This is a genomic window from Streptomyces sp. NBC_00285, from assembly GCF_036174265.1.
GTDB lineage: Bacteria > Actinomycetota > Actinomycetes > Streptomycetales > Streptomycetaceae > Streptomyces.
This window is the reverse complement of sequence record NZ_CP108055.1, coordinates 6,123,965-6,137,923: the sequence shown is the minus strand read 5'-3', so window position 1 is coordinate 6,137,923 and position 13,959 is coordinate 6,123,965. Positions and strand designations below refer to the sequence as shown.

Sequence of the window (13,959 nt, the reverse complement as noted above, 5' to 3'; positions counted from 1 at the left end):
TCGCGCCAGATCCGGTACGCCGCCTCGCCGATGACTTCCCAGAACCCGGCCCAGCACTCCTCTTCCGTGGGGTGCTGGGCCGTCCGGCTTTGAAAGGCGTGTCCGCTGGGTGCCATACCGGCACATTAGGGGCGATATTTTCCGAGCAATTATACAAACGTGCGGCGTCAACCAAACAGACCCGCGTCACCCCTCGAATGGTGGAAGCAGCATTTTCCGTCCAAAATTGTTATGGCGTCACACGAATGGGCGATCGGCACGGGGGTGGGGGGCGCAGTTAGGGTCGCCCCATGCGTGACGAACCAGCTCTGACGAAACTGTACGAGTCGCTGCCCGCTATCAACTGCGCCGGTAAATGCTGGGGCTCGTGCGGCGGAAACGTGGGCGCGACCCCCGTCGATATCCGGCGCACCCAGAGGGCCGGCCTGCGCCTCCAGGAGGGGCATCTCGTCACGGGGCCGGACGGCCGACCGTACGGGACGGTGTGCAACGTGCTGGACCAGGAGACCAAGCGCTGCCGCGTCTACGACGCACGGCCGATTCTGTGTCGGCTGTGGGGGCTCTTCCCGGAGATGGCCTGCCCCTGGGGGTGCGAGCCCGAGGGCGGCCTGATGGACACCGTGGAGGCCCTACGGGCTCTGTCGCTCGCTCAGTGGTACGGCGGAGCACCCGGCGCCATGCCGCCGGCCCAAATCGACGAGGTGCTCTCCAGCCCGGAGCACGTTGCCCTGGTGCGGCTGCAACTGTCGGCCGGCACGCCGGTGCGGGAGGAGCCGCACATCGAGACGCGGCTGGGCACGCCCGTGATCCTCAGTCGGCCGTCTCGCTGACGCACGCGGAAGCCCCCGGCGGCAGTTCTGGGCTGGCCGGGGGCTTTCGTAAGGGGGACGGATTATGCGGCGGACTGGCGGCGCATTGCTGCTGCGTCCTTGGCTTCCGTGGTGGCCTGGGGCCAGTCCTTCGACTTGTTGATGTGGGCCCTGAGCCCCGCCTCGCTGGTGAAGCCGTAGCCGCCGTTTTCGGCACACACCTGGTGATCAGTGCAGAAGTGGGTGAAGACGGCTTCCTCCTGGAGCACGAAGGCGATGTCCGGGCCGTCGTAGGGATCGCCGTTCCCTTTCTTGTGGCTCTTGGCGTGGGCCGTCCGGTTGCGGATGTCGACCCAGTATTTGCGGGGGCTGCCGGCCCGGTGCGGGAGGGGGCAGCGGACTTGCACCTCCTCGTCCTTCCAGACCCCCCGCTTCGGCACCTTCCGCTTGCTGTCAGCGGCTTTCGCAGGAGCTGTGGCCGCTACGGGGGCTGTTTCCGCCAACGACTCCTCCTGGGCGAGGGAGAGTTGTGCGGGGGCGCGGCGGTTCGGCTGCTCTCTGCGCGCTGAGCGGTGGAAGGCGTCCAGAACCTCGGCCTGGAGCATGGGGAGGATCTCCGAGCGCCGGGTGTAGAACACGTCGAAGAACCAGGCGCATGGGTCGCACAGGTCGACCTTGCCGCCGCCTTCGAGAAGTCGTTCGTTCTGCGCTGCAACCTTGGGCTTCTCGGGGAGTGCGGCGTGCCAGTCGCAGGTGATGACGTCGAGGAGAGCCTTGGCCATCAGGCGGCGCCCCGGGCGGACTTGGTGCTCTTCACGCTGCGCAGGGGGATGGGTGCTTCGGCGATGCCCGCCCAGAGCTTGTTGATGCCCAGCTCGCGGCGGACGCTGATGCCGGTCTTGCTGATGCCCTGGGGGCTGACGAGCGCAGGGTGGCGGTTGCTGTAGCTCCACCCCGTCCGGTCGATGGGTCCGCGCCGGCCGATGGTCAGGGTGGCGTGTCGCAGCTCGTCGCACCGGTCGCAGCGCTGGGTGACGTTGATGGACACAGCGTTGTTCGGGTTGCGAACGGGCCGGCCGTTGGCGTTCTCGCCGTGCCAGTCGTATGCGACCCATGTGTGGCGGTCTGCGAGGCAGTCGACGAGTTCCTGCGGGATCGACTCGACGTGGGCGTAGACCTCTTCGTCACTCACGGGCTTGAGTTCCACCGGTCACTCCTTGTGGCGGGCCAATTTCGTTCCGAACAAACTAACCGGCAAAGTCTTCTGTCTGGAACGCCCTTGAAAGAAATGTTTAGGCACCACTCGAACGGGTGAATGTTCGTGCGATCCAGAAGTAGCCCGCAGTCGTCTGACTACGGGCTTCACTACTCATCCACATTCAGTCCGCACAGCACACACACGCCATGTGGTCTGCGAGCCACGCGCCTTGTGCGAGTTGCGGCCGAACTAAGTGATCTTGCAACCCAGTTCGCCTCCCCTGTTCCGCTCGATGAACTCGACGTTCTCCAACTGGGCCGCCGATGCGCCCAGTTGGCTGAGCTTCTTGCCGCTATTCGCCTCTCCAATGTCCGCGAGCTGTCCCGGGATGGTGCCGGTCCTGTCACTGCGGGCTACTCGCCCATGCTGTGCAGCTCGTGGGCGTACCTGCCGAAGTCGGTGATGGACCAGCCGTAGGGGGACTCGGGGTCCTGGACGATGACTTCGAGGTTCTCCAGTCGCTCGACGGAGGACTTCAGGTAGCTGATCTTGCCGGGCCCGTCGGGGGCGATGAGGCCGGCCAGCTTGGCGAGCAGGGTGACGTTCCTCGGGGTGAGGATCTCGATGCGTTCGACCAAGGTCATTTTCGCAACCTTGTCGGTGCGGTCCAGGCCGCCTGCCGTGCGTCGCTCCCAGTACCCCTCGGCCGAAGCGCGGTCGCTGAGCAGGCCGGCCTCCTTCAGGTCGGTGTAGTGCTCGCGAGCCTTGGCCTCGTCCCCGTCCTCGGCGGACGGGCCGCTGTCCTCACTCTCCTCCACAGCGGCAGGCTCCGGGACCCTCAGAGCCCTGCGCGGACGCGGTTCCGCCTCCCTGGTGACGACGGCGTTGGCTGCCCTCAGCGCGGGGTCGGAGGCAGGCCGGAGGGTACCGGGGGTGAAGTCGAGAGCCCGACGAAGGGCGCGAAGTTCGTTCAGGGGGGCGCTGTCGTGCGCCTGGAAGGCGTCGTATGCCTGAGTGACGGAGGTCGGGACCTTCCCACGCTGGCCCGCCTTCATCACGCCCTGCTCAACAGCCCAAGCGCGGATGGTAGTTGTGCGGGTGTCCTTGGTCTTGCTGGTGCCGGAGGTCGTGGTCACGGGCTGCGAAGCGTGCTTGCCGGAGGACTTGACGGCTCGACCGCACTGAATGAAATCCTTGAGCCTGGCTCGTAGGACGTGCGCGTTCTCGCTGCTGAGGTCGATCTCGTAGGCGACACCGTCGAGGGCGAAGGGCACGGTCTCGTCGGCCAGGGTTTGACCGGTGGAGTCGAGGTCGTCGATGAGGGTGATGACGGTCTTCTGCATGGTGGGCTCCTGTTTCTGGGCATGACGAAAACCCCACCGAGCGCGGTGGGGTCATGGCGGCTTTCGTTTGGGGAGTGGGGCCCGCATGGGGGGCGGATGCGGGCTCCGAGGTCAGGCGGTCAGTGCTGCTTCGTGGAGTCGTACCCAGGTGCGTCCTACCTCGGAGATGCTGTAGGTGTCCTGGGTCTCTCGGCGCATGCAGCCACGCCTGACGAGAGCGTCGTAGCTGCTGCGGTCGGCGGGGTTCGACGCTGCGGCCGTGCCGCTTCCTTCGCAGGCTGCGCGGAGGCGGGTCTCCTGCGGTTCGGACAGCTTGCCGACGGCACGTGCCATGCGTTCCAGGTGGTCTTCAACGGAGACCCGCCCCTTGGCGAAGGGGACGACTCTGTCGGGCTCCTGTTCTGCCGGCGCATCCGGATCGATGCCGGCCTTGGCCAGGAGCTGGTCGAGCAGGCTGCTGTCGCCGTGGCGGGTGTGCTGCTCCCAGGCTTTGCGCGTCATCGCTGGGATACGGCCGAGCTTGTTGACCGGCAGGTGGTTCTTCTCGCACCAGGCGCGGATGGCCACGCCCTCTTCGCGCTGCTGTGCCTGTGTCAACGTCGGAGCAGGGGCACCCTTCACCGCGATGTTGCCGGTCTTAGCTGGGCGGCTTGCCTCCATCCACGGCTGCATGATCTGCCGGAATTTCGCAGCATTTTCGTGAGACAGTTCGATTTCTCGGGGCTTGCCATCAAAAGTGAAGCTCACAGTCTCCTGAGCTTCACCCCCGTCGATGTCATCTACGAGGCGGACCCGGAAGGTCTGCGCCATGTCTCTTCCTCCAAGGCGGAACGACACTGTGCCTGGGGCCGCACTGTAGTGGGCAGCCCCAAGGAGGTCTTTAGCTTGATGCAATTTTGAGTAGTAGTTAACAGGTAGTGCGTAAACGGCAGCACAGGAGCACTAAACTGCATATGCCGCGCCCCCGCGTGCGCCGCCCCCCGCAGTGTGGCCTATTTCTTGCGGCAGCCTTCAACAGGCGCGATGCCAATGAACGCCCCCGTCACCCATTCGGATGACGGCATCACCATTCCTCCATCACTCAGAGCGATGTAAGCGGTTGCGGTGCTCAGCCTGACCAGCAGCTCTTGCGTCAGGACCGCTCGCGCCACTTTCGGAGGACATTCTTGCCAACGTCATTCAAGTGCAGAATGCGCCAGCCTCCCTCGTGGTCTTCGTCGCCGGGCTCCAGCCACTCGACGTCCCACAAACCCCGCTCTTCCAGCGTGCGGACCTCGTGACTGTCCCACAGCTCGCCCGTTTCCTTCTTGATCTGAAATCGGCCCCGGGGCGCATGCTCGGCGATGTACGCGAGCCGGGTGACGGAGCGCTCGCTGATCTTTTGCTCCTTCATCGCGCCATCGACGTACTTCATGCGGTAGCCCGTGGCGGCCACGTGTCCTCCTAGGGGTTCAGTGCTGCCGATGACCAGGTCCGACCTTGTCGGGTGGTGCTTTCGGCTGGACGTTGCTGCTGTGTCCGGGGGTTAGCCATCCTTCCATCGGCGGCGGACAGCGGGAACGCAAGTGGTCCGGCCCCTGGCTTTCGTAGCCAGGGACCGGACCGGAACGGGAGGCGTTACTGCGGTGGCGCCCCGGCGGGCTGGCGCCGCATGACGACACCCGTGGCGGGGACCGGAGTCACCTGGGCCGGCTGGTCGGCCGGCCGGTGCACCGCAGGGTCGCTCGTGGAGACCATGTCGGCCCTGGCCGGGTCGTAGTTCAGCCGCCACTCCACGCCCTCCCGACTGACCGCCCCTCCCACCACGTAGCCGTCGGCGTTGATGTGCGCGGCAGGCGCGAGCTTGCTCATGGCCTCGGCGAAGCTGGCCGCCTGCACCGTGCCGGAGATCCGCGCGACAAACGCCACCGTGTACGCGAACAGCTCGGGCCCCTCGGCACCCCCGCCCGACCGCGCCTCCTGAAGCGGCTGCACCTGCGGCGGCTGGCGGTGCGCCTTGAGGGCCTCCTTCCACTCCACCAGGGCACTGGCGTATTCGCGGACCCTGGTCTGCTGGTCGGCGTTGGTGATCAGGCCCACGGTGATCCACTCGTCGGGCCTCGACGGGTCGTCTGAGCGGGTCTTGTAGACCACATCCGGCGGGGCACCCTCGGCCTCGGCCTGCTTGCAGACCCTCTCGATGAAGTCGCGGCTGAGGCTGCCCCCGATGGCGTGAAAGGCCCACGCGTACGGGTGGCCGTGCCACTGCGCGGGACTCTGCGGCTGAGACATGGCGCCGCCCTCCGGCGTCTTGAGCTGGGGCGGTTCGGTACTGATGCTGGTCATGTCGGTGTCACTCTCCGTCGTGGATGGGGTGGATGTCGCAGACCGGAATGCCGGCCATCTCCCGCATGAGGGCCGCGTGGACGTCGACCAGGCCCTCCTCCCACGCGCCCTTGCGGTGGTCCCAGGTGTCCTGGTCCTTGATCGCACCGTCGGAGATACCGCCGCGCAGGGCGAGGTCGGTGGCCTCCCACTCCAGGTCGTAGGCGAGCGCGCGGGCGTAGGCCGGCCGGGGCGTCTTGTCCAGGGAGCGGATGAACGCGGTGCCCCCGATGTGGAACTGCTCGATGCCACGAAGGCGGGGCTGGAAGATCTCGGCGTAGTGACCCTCGACGCGCACGAGAATCCCGGCGTAGCCGTAGGTGCCGCGAATCGCCTGGAAGTAGTGACCGGCGTAACGGGACAGTTCCTTGGGTCCTACGCCGCGCATGATGTCGATGCGCAGATCCGGTTCACTCTTGCTGGGCATGGGGGTCTCCTTGTCCGGGTCGGAATGTTGTGGTTGCGTCCGGCGGTCCACCGCCGCGCCCCGCCGGGGCGCCACGGAAGCGGCCGGGTCAGCGCAGGGCGTTGAAGAAGTCGCCGTCGTTGATCAGGGGCGGATCGCCCTTGAAGACCGCGCTCACCCGCAGGAGCGGGTCGGTCTCGTTCAGGCCGAACCACCAGTCGCGCTCGATGTCCTCGGCGTAGAGCTGCTCGACGCTGGCGCCGAAGTGGGCCTGGAGCAGATCGGAGGCCGCTTCGATGGCTGCCTCGTGGGTGGTCGCCTTCACCGTGATCACGACGGGCCGTAGGTCGACGCAGGTGGTCTCACCGTCGTCGCCCACGGCGTTTTCCCAGTCGGCGACGATCGTCATGAACGTGTCCTGGGTGCCGCAGAAGCAGCCGTCGTTGACGGTGCAGTCCGCGCAGCGTCGCTTGGCGTAGCCGTCCTCGTCCGGGGTCTCGCCCTCGTCGGGCTCGATGCACCTGTCGTTGCAGCCCGCGCACTTCAGCAGTCCGTACATCACGTGCTCCTTCTCGAACATGCGAAGGGCCCCCTCGTCGTGGTCAACGAGCGGGCCCGGAATTGGAAAGGTCACCCATTCGAGTGACGGCATAACAGTTCTTTGGAAAGCGCTGTGCCTACTCCAGCGCTAAGTCGGCCTGAATTGCTGGATTTACGCCGCCTCGGCGTACAAGGTGTGGCCGTGGACCTGCGGGTACTGCTCCGCCAGGTACTGCCGCAGCAGGCTCGGCCAGTCGACGTCCAACAGCTCGCCCCACACGGCCGCCGACACGAGCGGGGAAAAGATGTCGCCGAGTTGGCGGCACTGGGAGGAGCGGGAGGTGGGGGCCGTACGCGTCCCCTGTACCGGGTAGTTGGGAGGCAAGCCGAGCAGCTTGCACACCTCTTCGATCGTGAAGCGGCGCTCCGGATCGTCCGCGTCGTACCAGCCTCGGATTTTTGACGTGATGCCCGGGATGGTGCGCCCCAGCTTGAACTCGTTCCCGCCGGACGTCTTCCTGACCCCACGCGTGTTGATCCAGGTCTCCGGGTCCCAGCCGATGGCGTCCGACGCCCAGGTGGTGATGCCGGGCGCCTTGACCGCGTCCAGCGGGTTCTCCCGCGACGCCATCATGATCGCCCTGCGCCTGGCGGACGGGCTTCCGAACTCTCCCGCGTCAAGAGTGTCCCAGCGAACGCCGTGCCACCCCGCGACGATGAACTCAATCCCGATCGCTGCTTTCACCTCTTCGGGGAGCGTCCATGCCTGCTCGACGATCACGGATTCAAGCGGGGCTCCTGCCGCGAGCAGGCCCATGCCGACCAGGACCGGCGAGAGCATGAGCCCGGCCGTCATCTTGTCCGCCGTGATCTCGTTCACCCACGACCACATCTCGGCCACAGTGGTTCCGTCGTGGGGGTTGCCGAACTCGGCCGTGGAAACGTCTCCGTGATGGCCACCGGAGCGCCACACGTTGCCGTACGCCTCGGCCACGTCGGAGATCGCGTCGAGCAGGATGAGGAGGTTCTCCGGCCGGCGACCGAGACGCTTGCCCGCAACGCTCCAGTCCGGGCACGGCATGGTGAACACCGCGCGCCGAGTACAGCGGAGCGCAGGATGGCGGGGGTCGACCTCGCGCACGTCCATGCAGATCGCGTTGCATCCGGCGGCCCGCGCTGTTGCGGTGGCGTCCTTGGAGGTGTCGACGCAGACCATGTCCAGCTCGATGCCCAGCACCAGCCGCAGCCCCGCGCAGCCTCCACCACAGCCACCGCACACGTTGATCCCGCGCTCCGGCTCCCCCTCTTTCCAGGGGTACAGCCACCTGACCGGCCACGGCCCGGCAGCCTCCTGCCGCTCGCTCTCGGTGAGGCTGTCGAGGTAGGCCACCAGGGCTTCCCCGTCCAGCTCCAGGCCCTCCAGCGGGCGTTCAATGCTTTCGGGCGACCAGCACTCACACGGGCCGCAGCACTCCTCGCACCATTGGTCAGGCATGCCGACCGCCTCCTTTCGGGCATGAAAAAAGCGGCCCATCACAGGCCGCGCGGAATTTCTGCGGTGTCCTCGGCTGGATTAGTCGTGTCAGCCGGTCATTTCGCGCATGAGGAATTCCCGGTCCCACTCCTTGGTCCGACCGCCGGCCACGGTGATCGCGGCGTACAGCTTGACCTCGTCCCGGCCGACCACGTCCTCGTGGAACATGACCGCGATTACGGCGGCCAGCTCCCCACCATGCTCGCGGGAGTCGATCTCGTCGAAATCGTTCTCCTCGGCGATCTCCAGCGCCTGGCGCCACTCCGCCTCGGTGTACTTCAGACGGTGGGTGGCGCATCGGTCGGTGCCCTCGACGGTCGTCTCGGTGCAGTAGCGGGGCTCGTCGGTGATGCCGATCGGATGGCCGCAGATGAACGAGCCCTTGGTGGGCTCCTCGGTGAGGTGTTCCACCGGCTCGATGTACTCGGTGCCCATCTCGCGGTACCAGCCATGCGGGCGCCTGTACCAGTCGCCCAGGTGCCGGGGGTCGAGGGTTTCCACGGCGGTGATCCCGACGGGCCGTCCCTTGTCGTTGCGGCGGTGGTACTTGATGCGGCCGTAGTAGTACTCGGGCTGGGTGGAGTCAGTCCACACACGGACGAACTGGCCGTCGGGGAGTGCGGAGTAGGGGTAGCGCTTGCGGTGTGTCATGTCTGACGTCCTTTCTGCTGAAGAAGCCGACCCTTCATGCGACGCTGCGCAGCGAGGGGCGGAGGTCGAGAGCGGCGCACAGGACTTGCTCGGCCATGCGCGGCGGGAAGGCGTTGCCGATCTGCGTCAGGATCTGGGTGGTCGAGCCGCGCCACGGGTGGCCGTCTTCGAATGACTGGAGGAGGGCTGCGTCTTGTGCGTATACGCGGATCTGGTCCTTGCGTCCGCCCTTGTATGCGGGAAGAGCGTCAGCGGACATCAGACGGTTGAACGCAACCCATCGTCCCGAGTCCCGCTCGCCGTAGAGCGTGGCACGGGCTCCGGACCCGCCGACGCATGAGGGGTCCGCTCCCCCGCTGCCGGTGCCCACCGTGACGGTCAGTCCGGGACGGTGGGTCATGCCCCACCCGATCCCCTCGGCCATGGACACCCACGGCCTGAGCGACTGGTCGCCGTCCTCCTGGGCCACGGCCTTGCGGTATTTGCGGTGGGTGGGCGCGGGCAGCTTGGCCTCACCGTGTAGACGCGCAACGAAAATCGCGCGGACGCGGGTCTGCGGAACGCCGTACTCCTCCGCGCTCAACTTACCGGTGGCGACGCTGTATCCCTCGGCACGCAGGATGATGGCCAGCGCCTCCCATACCGGCAGCACGGTAGGGACCTGCTCCAGCGTGATCGCCTCGTAGGGCCGCTTCTGGTCGATGGCCTGCAACGCCCAGCGCAGCGGTTCGAGCACCAGGCCGATCCGCTCGTCCTCGAACGCGGCCAGGTCGCGGGAGATGTCCTCCCGGTTGGCCATCCGCCTGGCGAGGGCCAAGACGTTGTCCAGTGCTGCGCGTCCCTTGCCCAGCCCGTTGATGGCGTACGGCTGGCACGGCGGCGAACCGATTTTGAGGTAGCGGGCCGCAGGGAAGTCGCCCGGCCCGTAGTCACGTACATCGCCTTCAACGGTGCCCAAGCCCGCTGCCCGGCGCGTCTCGCACGCGGCGTGGTCTTTTTCGATACCGGTCACGGTTATGCCGAGGCTCTGGGCGGCCCAGTCCCAGCCGCCGGGGCCGCCGAAAAGGTCAACGGCGTCCGCGTTGCTGACATCCATCGCGTGGTCTCCTGGCCCTGCCGGGCATGAAAAAGGCGGCCCTCGACAGGCCGCGCGGGTTTTTGTTGTGTCCCTGGCTCAGATCTCGACGCGCTCGCCGTCCACCAGCTCGAACGGCTTGGACAGGCCCGTCTCGCCGACCTCGGTCCAGAAGGTGGTGTAGCCCTCGGCGGCCCACAGCCGCATCGTGGCCTCACCGATTTCGACGGTGTCGCACCGCTTCTGTCGTCGGCTGCTGGAGCTGCCGCCGATACGGGCGATGACGAGCATGGATTCGGGGGCGATAGGTCGGGGCACTGTCAGTCCTTCCCGAGCACCTTGGAGACGTTGAACACGTAGCGGAACCCGGTCGAACCGTCGTCGGCGACCCGCTCGTACTCACGCAAGGCGTACTTGGTGCCGAAGGTGAACAGGTCGCCGATCTCCTCGATCGGGAACCCGGGCCACTTCGCGAGGATGTAGCCCGTGGCACGCTGCTCCATGCCCTCGTGATCCTGGTTGTGGCCGTTGAGGACGGTGCCGAGGAGATCCCGGTCGAATTCCTCAGCCAGGCTCCTGGCCACGGTGATCGCGGCGTACAGCAGGCCCTCGTCGTTGCCGGCCTCCGCCCCATGCAGCTCGGCGACCACGCCGGCCAGCTCGCCAGCACTCTCGCGGGAGTCGATTTCGCAGAATTCGGCGTCGTCGGCCTGGTTGAACGCGGCCTCCCAGTCCTCGCCGGTGTACTTCAGCAGCTCTGTCATTTCACGGTCTCCTCGTCCTTCGTCTGGCGGATTGGTGTCAGGATGCGTAGGCGCTCAGGACCGCGTACGCCTGCGCGACGGTGGCCCCCCGCAGCCACACACCGGCCCACGCTCGGCTGTGGTTCTGCTCGTCCACCCGGTTCACGACCATTGCGTGCCGAATGGTGAGTACGCCGTCCGGGTCGATCAGGTCGTCGTAACGGGGCATGCCGCTGACGACGTGCTTCGCGGTCATGCCCGGGAACGTCACGCCGAGCTGGTAGCGGTACTCCTCCGGCAGGTTCTCGATCCCCTCCATGGGAGTGGAAAGGCTCGGCCTGAGTGCCCTGGTGATGCGCGCGGCTTCATTCACGGGCAGGAAGGGGATGCGGATTTCCACGCGGGTGTCGTCGTTGCCGGTGGAAGTGATGATCACCCCGAGCGGGCGGCGCTCGCCCTCCTCGAACTCGGCCACCGAGGCGCCGAGCAGGTGCGGCTTGTACTCGATGTACGTCTTCGAGCTGCTGCCCTGAGCGACTGCCGGAATTCCGGCTGCCCGCAGGGGGAGGGAGAGCACGCGCAGGCCGGCCACGGCGTCCTCACGTGCGAAGTGAGGCAGGATCTGCGTGCGGATGGTCTCGACCGTCCGGCGCACGGTGACGGCCCGGTCCTCGTCGGTGGCGGCGTACGCCTGCACGGTCTCCAGCGACCGGGTCGGCTCCGGGCTGACCGACACGTGCGCGGTCAACTGGACCCCGTCGGTGCCGTCGTCCAGGCAAATGCGGAAGCCGATGGGGTGTACGACGATCGCGGAACTCAGCATGGCCTCAACTCGCCAGTCAGGGCCGAGAGTTGTGGCTGTGTCCTCTGCGATAAGGCGGAGCGGTTCCGCCACGTGTCGGAAGTCGGTGTACATCGAGTCGGGCACGGTGGCTCCTACTGGTAGATGCGGGTCTGGAGCTGCGGCTGAGTGTTCATGGCGCCGGAGCGCCTCCCAGTTGGAAGGCCGCCCCGGCACCATGACCGCTCAGACTCAGACACCGGCCAGCAGGCCCAGCGTGGCGTTGTCGGCCGTCTCCCACTTGCCGGTCAGGGTGTAGCCCATGTTCCGCTCGGCGCGGTTGTTGCCCCGGACCTTGCTCTCCTGCTGCTGGAAGGTGTTCACAGCCTGGTAGGCACCGAACTTGGTGCCCCGCCACGGCGCCACCCGCTCGTCGTGGCGCCACATGCGCAGGTACCCGCCCCGCTTCTCCCGGGCGTTGTTCTGTGTGCGGATGCTGTCGCTGCTCTCCACGGGCACGAGCTGCTCACGCACCAGGCGCTCGAACTCCCGGTCGGTGAACTGCTCGGCGCACAGCCTGGCCACCGCAGCGCTGAACTCGTCGCCGACCGTGTGGACGATCGCGAGCGCCTCCCGCGCCTTGGTGATGCGGCCCATCGACTTGGAGCTGTGCTTGACCTTGAACTGCTGGCCGTCCTCGCCCAGGCCCGCATTCATGGTGTTGTCGCACACCACGTTGGTCACGATCCGCTTATAGGTCGTGGCGAGACTGCCGTCGAAGGACGTTGCCGCGATCAGGTTGGGCCGGAACTCCACGCCCTCCGGCGTCTTGATGGTGTCCGGGACCTCGACCGACACCCACGCTTGCGCGCCGCCGCGCAGCAGACCGGCGGAGCCGATGGCCAGCTCGTCATCCAGGATCATGGACACGTTGTCGAGCAGCCACTGCTTCGGCTGGTGGGGCTGATAGCCGTCCTTGAAGATGCCCATGACCAGGCCGGTGTCGCTGCGCACGATGGCCTTACGGTCCTCGACGGACACCTTCCTCAGCTCCGGCTCGACCAGGCCCGCCGCGATCAGCTCGCGGTTGCCGGTCTCCAGCTCGACGAACAGCGGGCGCTCCTCGGCCGTCCAGGAGAACAGCCGGCGCTCCACCTCCTCGATCGGCACGGCGCCGGTGAAGTGGTTGTCATGGCCTGCGCGGTGGTGCCACGCCTTGCCTCGCTTGTCGGTGAAGCCGATCAGGGTGTTCTCGTTCAGCCACTTCAGCGTTTCCCGGCTCATGATTGAAATCCTTTCAGGCGCGAAAAATGCGACCCACCGCCGAATGGGCCGCATTAAATGGGCATGAAAAAAACGACCCGCAATGTGCGAGCCGTTCGGCGTTACTGCTGTGTACTTGCCTGCTGTGTTACCGGTTCTTGGGTCGGAATCCGACTCCGGCAAGGCGCTCCGTGTGCGCGACCCAAGTGACGGCCTGCACCACGCTGGGGATCTCTTTCAGTCGCAGAGCTGCCTCGCGGTAGCAGTGCGCGAGAAGCGCGTACCGCTGCTTCGATTCCAGGCCCCGCTCACTGTTGCCGAAGATCTCACCGACGGCGATGTCATGGGCGTGCCGGTCGATGCAGACCGGGTCCCAGTCTTCCGGGTCGAGGATGCACCGGAAGAAATGGCCGGTCTTCGCGGACATCGGCAAGACGTCTTCCGGGTCTTCGCCCAGCATGATCCGCTCGACCTTGCGGATGTTGTCCCGGGTATGCCCGGATGGCTCGCCGGTGTAGGCGCCGCGCGCCAGCCGCTCGTTCTCCCGCCAGGACTTGTTGGCCGACAACGCAGCGATCACGCCCGCGCCTTCCCGCACGTTCCCGTCCGAGATCATGTTCGCCAGGTCGTGGGCCGTCCGGTACCACACCCGGCCCCGCTGCTTCTGGTCTTCGGTCGCCCGGCCGAAGGCGTCAAGGACGTTGCGGACGTATCCCTCGCGCGTTTCCTCGTCCACCTTGAACGGGATCACCTTCCGACTCGACTTCGTGCCTTCGGGCACAGCCTAGTCACCTCCTCGTCATGTGCTGTGGCACTTGGTGCCGATGAATCCGGCGCGGTGTGTGGTCAGGCCGCACCGACGGCAGGCGTAGGCGAACGCCTTGCCCTTGTCGAAGTAGTCGACGACCTCACGGGTGTTGATCAGCCGGTGCTCGTTGAAGCAGAGCAAGCCGTCTTCACGTCTGGCGTACTCGTCCACGCGCGGCATGCGCACCGTGACGTGACCCGACTTCCAGAACTCGAAGTCGGCCAGCCACGCCTCGTACGTGCCCGGGTCGCGCTGTTGCAGCTCGGCCGCCAGGCGCTCGAAGTTGTGCCTGCGTTGGGCCGCCTCCTCCTCGGTGATCGGCCGCAGGAATTCACCGTGCGGTCCTTCACCGTTGGGCCCGTAGTCCTTGACCAGCGCCCCCGGCGTCGAGTCGTACGCCGCCGCCTGAAGGTTCAGCATCACGACCTGCAATGACTTGCGCAT

18 protein-coding genes are annotated in these 13,959 nt (G+C 66.6%); 1 reads left to right on the top strand and 17 read right to left on the bottom strand.

The features are described 5' to 3' along the window. The first annotated feature begins 290 nt into the window (after positions 1-290). The gene (locus OHT57_RS28480; RefSeq protein ID WP_328749388.1) at positions 291-830 is read left to right on the top strand and encodes a YkgJ family cysteine cluster protein; all 540 of its coding nucleotides are present in this window, start codon (positions 291-293) and stop codon (positions 828-830) included. Positions 831-892: 62 nt separating this feature from the next. Here the strand turns inward: OHT57_RS28480 and OHT57_RS28475 are convergent, their stop codons facing one another. The 17 genes from OHT57_RS28475 to OHT57_RS28395 all read right to left on the bottom strand — a co-directional run bounded on the left by OHT57_RS28475 (position 893) and on the right by OHT57_RS28395 (position 13,959). Beyond that, positions 893-1,591, bottom strand: a complete 699-nt coding sequence (locus OHT57_RS28475; protein ID WP_328749386.1) for a hypothetical protein — start codon at positions 1,589-1,591, stop codon at positions 893-895. Further along, positions 1,591-2,016, bottom strand: a complete 426-nt coding sequence (locus OHT57_RS28470) for a hypothetical protein (protein WP_328749385.1) — start codon at positions 2,014-2,016, stop codon at positions 1,591-1,593. The genes OHT57_RS28475 and OHT57_RS28470 overlap by 1 nt, the downstream gene beginning before the upstream one ends. Before the next feature lie 404 nt (positions 2,017-2,420). Further along, positions 2,421-3,350: a histone-like nucleoid-structuring protein Lsr2 gene (locus OHT57_RS28465; protein WP_328749384.1), complete on the bottom strand. Its 930-nt coding sequence runs from the start codon at positions 3,348-3,350 to the stop codon at positions 2,421-2,423. A gap of 111 nt (positions 3,351-3,461) precedes the next feature. Then, positions 3,462-4,160, bottom strand: coding sequence for a histone-like nucleoid-structuring protein Lsr2 (locus tag OHT57_RS28460; protein ID WP_328749382.1), 699 nt, complete (start codon positions 4,158-4,160; stop codon positions 3,462-3,464). A gap of 322 nt (positions 4,161-4,482) precedes the next feature. After that, entirely contained in the window at positions 4,483-4,785 is a 303-nt protein-coding gene (locus OHT57_RS28455) for a hypothetical protein (protein WP_328749381.1), read from the bottom strand. Positions 4,786-4,967: 182 nt separating this feature from the next. Continuing rightward, complete coding sequence (locus OHT57_RS28450; protein ID WP_328749380.1) at positions 4,968-5,675, bottom strand: hypothetical protein; 708 nt, start codon at positions 5,673-5,675, stop codon at positions 4,968-4,970. Positions 5,676-5,682: 7 nt separating this feature from the next. After that, positions 5,683-6,141, bottom strand: a complete 459-nt coding sequence (locus OHT57_RS28445) for a hypothetical protein (RefSeq protein WP_328749379.1) — start codon at positions 6,139-6,141, stop codon at positions 5,683-5,685. Positions 6,142-6,229: 88 nt separating this feature from the next. Then, positions 6,230-6,700 (bottom strand): hypothetical protein, encoded by a 471-nt coding sequence (locus OHT57_RS28440; RefSeq protein WP_328749378.1) that lies wholly within the window; start codon positions 6,698-6,700, stop codon positions 6,230-6,232. A 132-nt stretch (positions 6,701-6,832) separates the two neighbouring features. Continuing rightward, on the bottom strand, positions 6,833-8,155 hold the full coding sequence (locus OHT57_RS28435; protein WP_328749377.1) for a hypothetical protein: 1,323 nt from the start codon (positions 8,153-8,155) through the stop codon (positions 6,833-6,835). Positions 8,156-8,242: 87 nt separating this feature from the next. Beyond that, the gene (locus tag OHT57_RS28430) at positions 8,243-8,845 is read right to left on the bottom strand and encodes a hypothetical protein (RefSeq protein WP_328749376.1); all 603 of its coding nucleotides are present in this window, start codon (positions 8,843-8,845) and stop codon (positions 8,243-8,245) included. 34 nt (positions 8,846-8,879) lie between these two features. Then, positions 8,880-9,941 (bottom strand): DNA cytosine methyltransferase, encoded by a 1,062-nt coding sequence (locus OHT57_RS28425; RefSeq protein WP_328749375.1) that lies wholly within the window; start codon positions 9,939-9,941, stop codon positions 8,880-8,882. Between the two features lie 78 nt (positions 9,942-10,019). After that, entirely contained in the window at positions 10,020-10,238 is a 219-nt protein-coding gene (locus tag OHT57_RS28420) for a hypothetical protein (protein ID WP_328749374.1), read from the bottom strand. A gap of 2 nt (positions 10,239-10,240) precedes the next feature. Next, positions 10,241-10,684 (bottom strand): hypothetical protein, encoded by a 444-nt coding sequence (locus tag OHT57_RS28415; RefSeq protein ID WP_328749373.1) that lies wholly within the window; start codon positions 10,682-10,684, stop codon positions 10,241-10,243. 37 nt (positions 10,685-10,721) lie between these two features. Beyond that, positions 10,722-11,486 (bottom strand): hypothetical protein, encoded by a 765-nt coding sequence (locus tag OHT57_RS28410; protein WP_328749372.1) that lies wholly within the window; start codon positions 11,484-11,486, stop codon positions 10,722-10,724. Positions 11,487-11,696: 210 nt separating this feature from the next. Next, on the bottom strand, positions 11,697-12,728 hold the full coding sequence (locus tag OHT57_RS28405; RefSeq protein WP_328749371.1) for a DUF932 domain-containing protein: 1,032 nt from the start codon (positions 12,726-12,728) through the stop codon (positions 11,697-11,699). A 127-nt stretch (positions 12,729-12,855) separates the two neighbouring features. Further along, positions 12,856-13,488: a DUF7178 family protein gene (locus tag OHT57_RS28400; RefSeq protein WP_328749370.1), complete on the bottom strand. Its 633-nt coding sequence runs from the start codon at positions 13,486-13,488 to the stop codon at positions 12,856-12,858. Positions 13,489-13,506: 18 nt separating this feature from the next. After that, on the bottom strand, positions 13,507-13,959 hold the full coding sequence (locus tag OHT57_RS28395; protein ID WP_328749369.1) for a hypothetical protein: 453 nt from the start codon (positions 13,957-13,959) through the stop codon (positions 13,507-13,509).

Coding starts and splice junctions, on each gene's coding strand:
- OHT57_RS28480 (WP_328749388.1), top strand. CDS start 291: ATGCGTGACGAACCAGCTCTGACGAAACTGTACGAGTCGCTGCCCGCT.
- OHT57_RS28475 (WP_328749386.1), bottom strand. CDS start 1,591: ATGGCCAAGGCTCTCCTCGACGTCATCACCTGCGACTGGCACGCCGCA.
- OHT57_RS28465 (WP_328749384.1), bottom strand. CDS start 3,350: ATGCAGAAGACCGTCATCACCCTCATCGACGACCTCGACTCCACCGGT.
- OHT57_RS28460 (WP_328749382.1), bottom strand. CDS start 4,160: ATGGCGCAGACCTTCCGGGTCCGCCTCGTAGATGACATCGACGGGGGT.
- OHT57_RS28450 (WP_328749380.1), bottom strand. CDS start 5,675: ATGACCAGCATCAGTACCGAACCGCCCCAGCTCAAGACGCCGGAGGGC.
- OHT57_RS28445 (WP_328749379.1), bottom strand. CDS start 6,141: ATGCCCAGCAAGAGTGAACCGGATCTGCGCATCGACATCATGCGCGGC.
- OHT57_RS28440 (WP_328749378.1), bottom strand. CDS start 6,700: ATGTTCGAGAAGGAGCACGTGATGTACGGACTGCTGAAGTGCGCGGGC.
- OHT57_RS28435 (WP_328749377.1), bottom strand. CDS start 8,155: ATGCCTGACCAATGGTGCGAGGAGTGCTGCGGCCCGTGTGAGTGCTGG.
- OHT57_RS28430 (WP_328749376.1), bottom strand. CDS start 8,845: ATGACACACCGCAAGCGCTACCCCTACTCCGCACTCCCCGACGGCCAG.
- OHT57_RS28425 (WP_328749375.1), bottom strand. CDS start 9,941: ATGGATGTCAGCAACGCGGACGCCGTTGACCTTTTCGGCGGCCCCGGC.
- OHT57_RS28415 (WP_328749373.1), bottom strand. CDS start 10,684: ATGACAGAGCTGCTGAAGTACACCGGCGAGGACTGGGAGGCCGCGTTC.
- OHT57_RS28410 (WP_328749372.1), bottom strand. CDS start 11,486: ATGCTGAGTTCCGCGATCGTCGTACACCCCATCGGCTTCCGCATTTGC.
- OHT57_RS28405 (WP_328749371.1), bottom strand. CDS start 12,728: ATGAGCCGGGAAACGCTGAAGTGGCTGAACGAGAACACCCTGATCGGC.
- OHT57_RS28395 (WP_328749369.1), bottom strand. CDS start 13,959: ATGCGCAAGTCATTGCAGGTCGTGATGCTGAACCTTCAGGCGGCGGCG.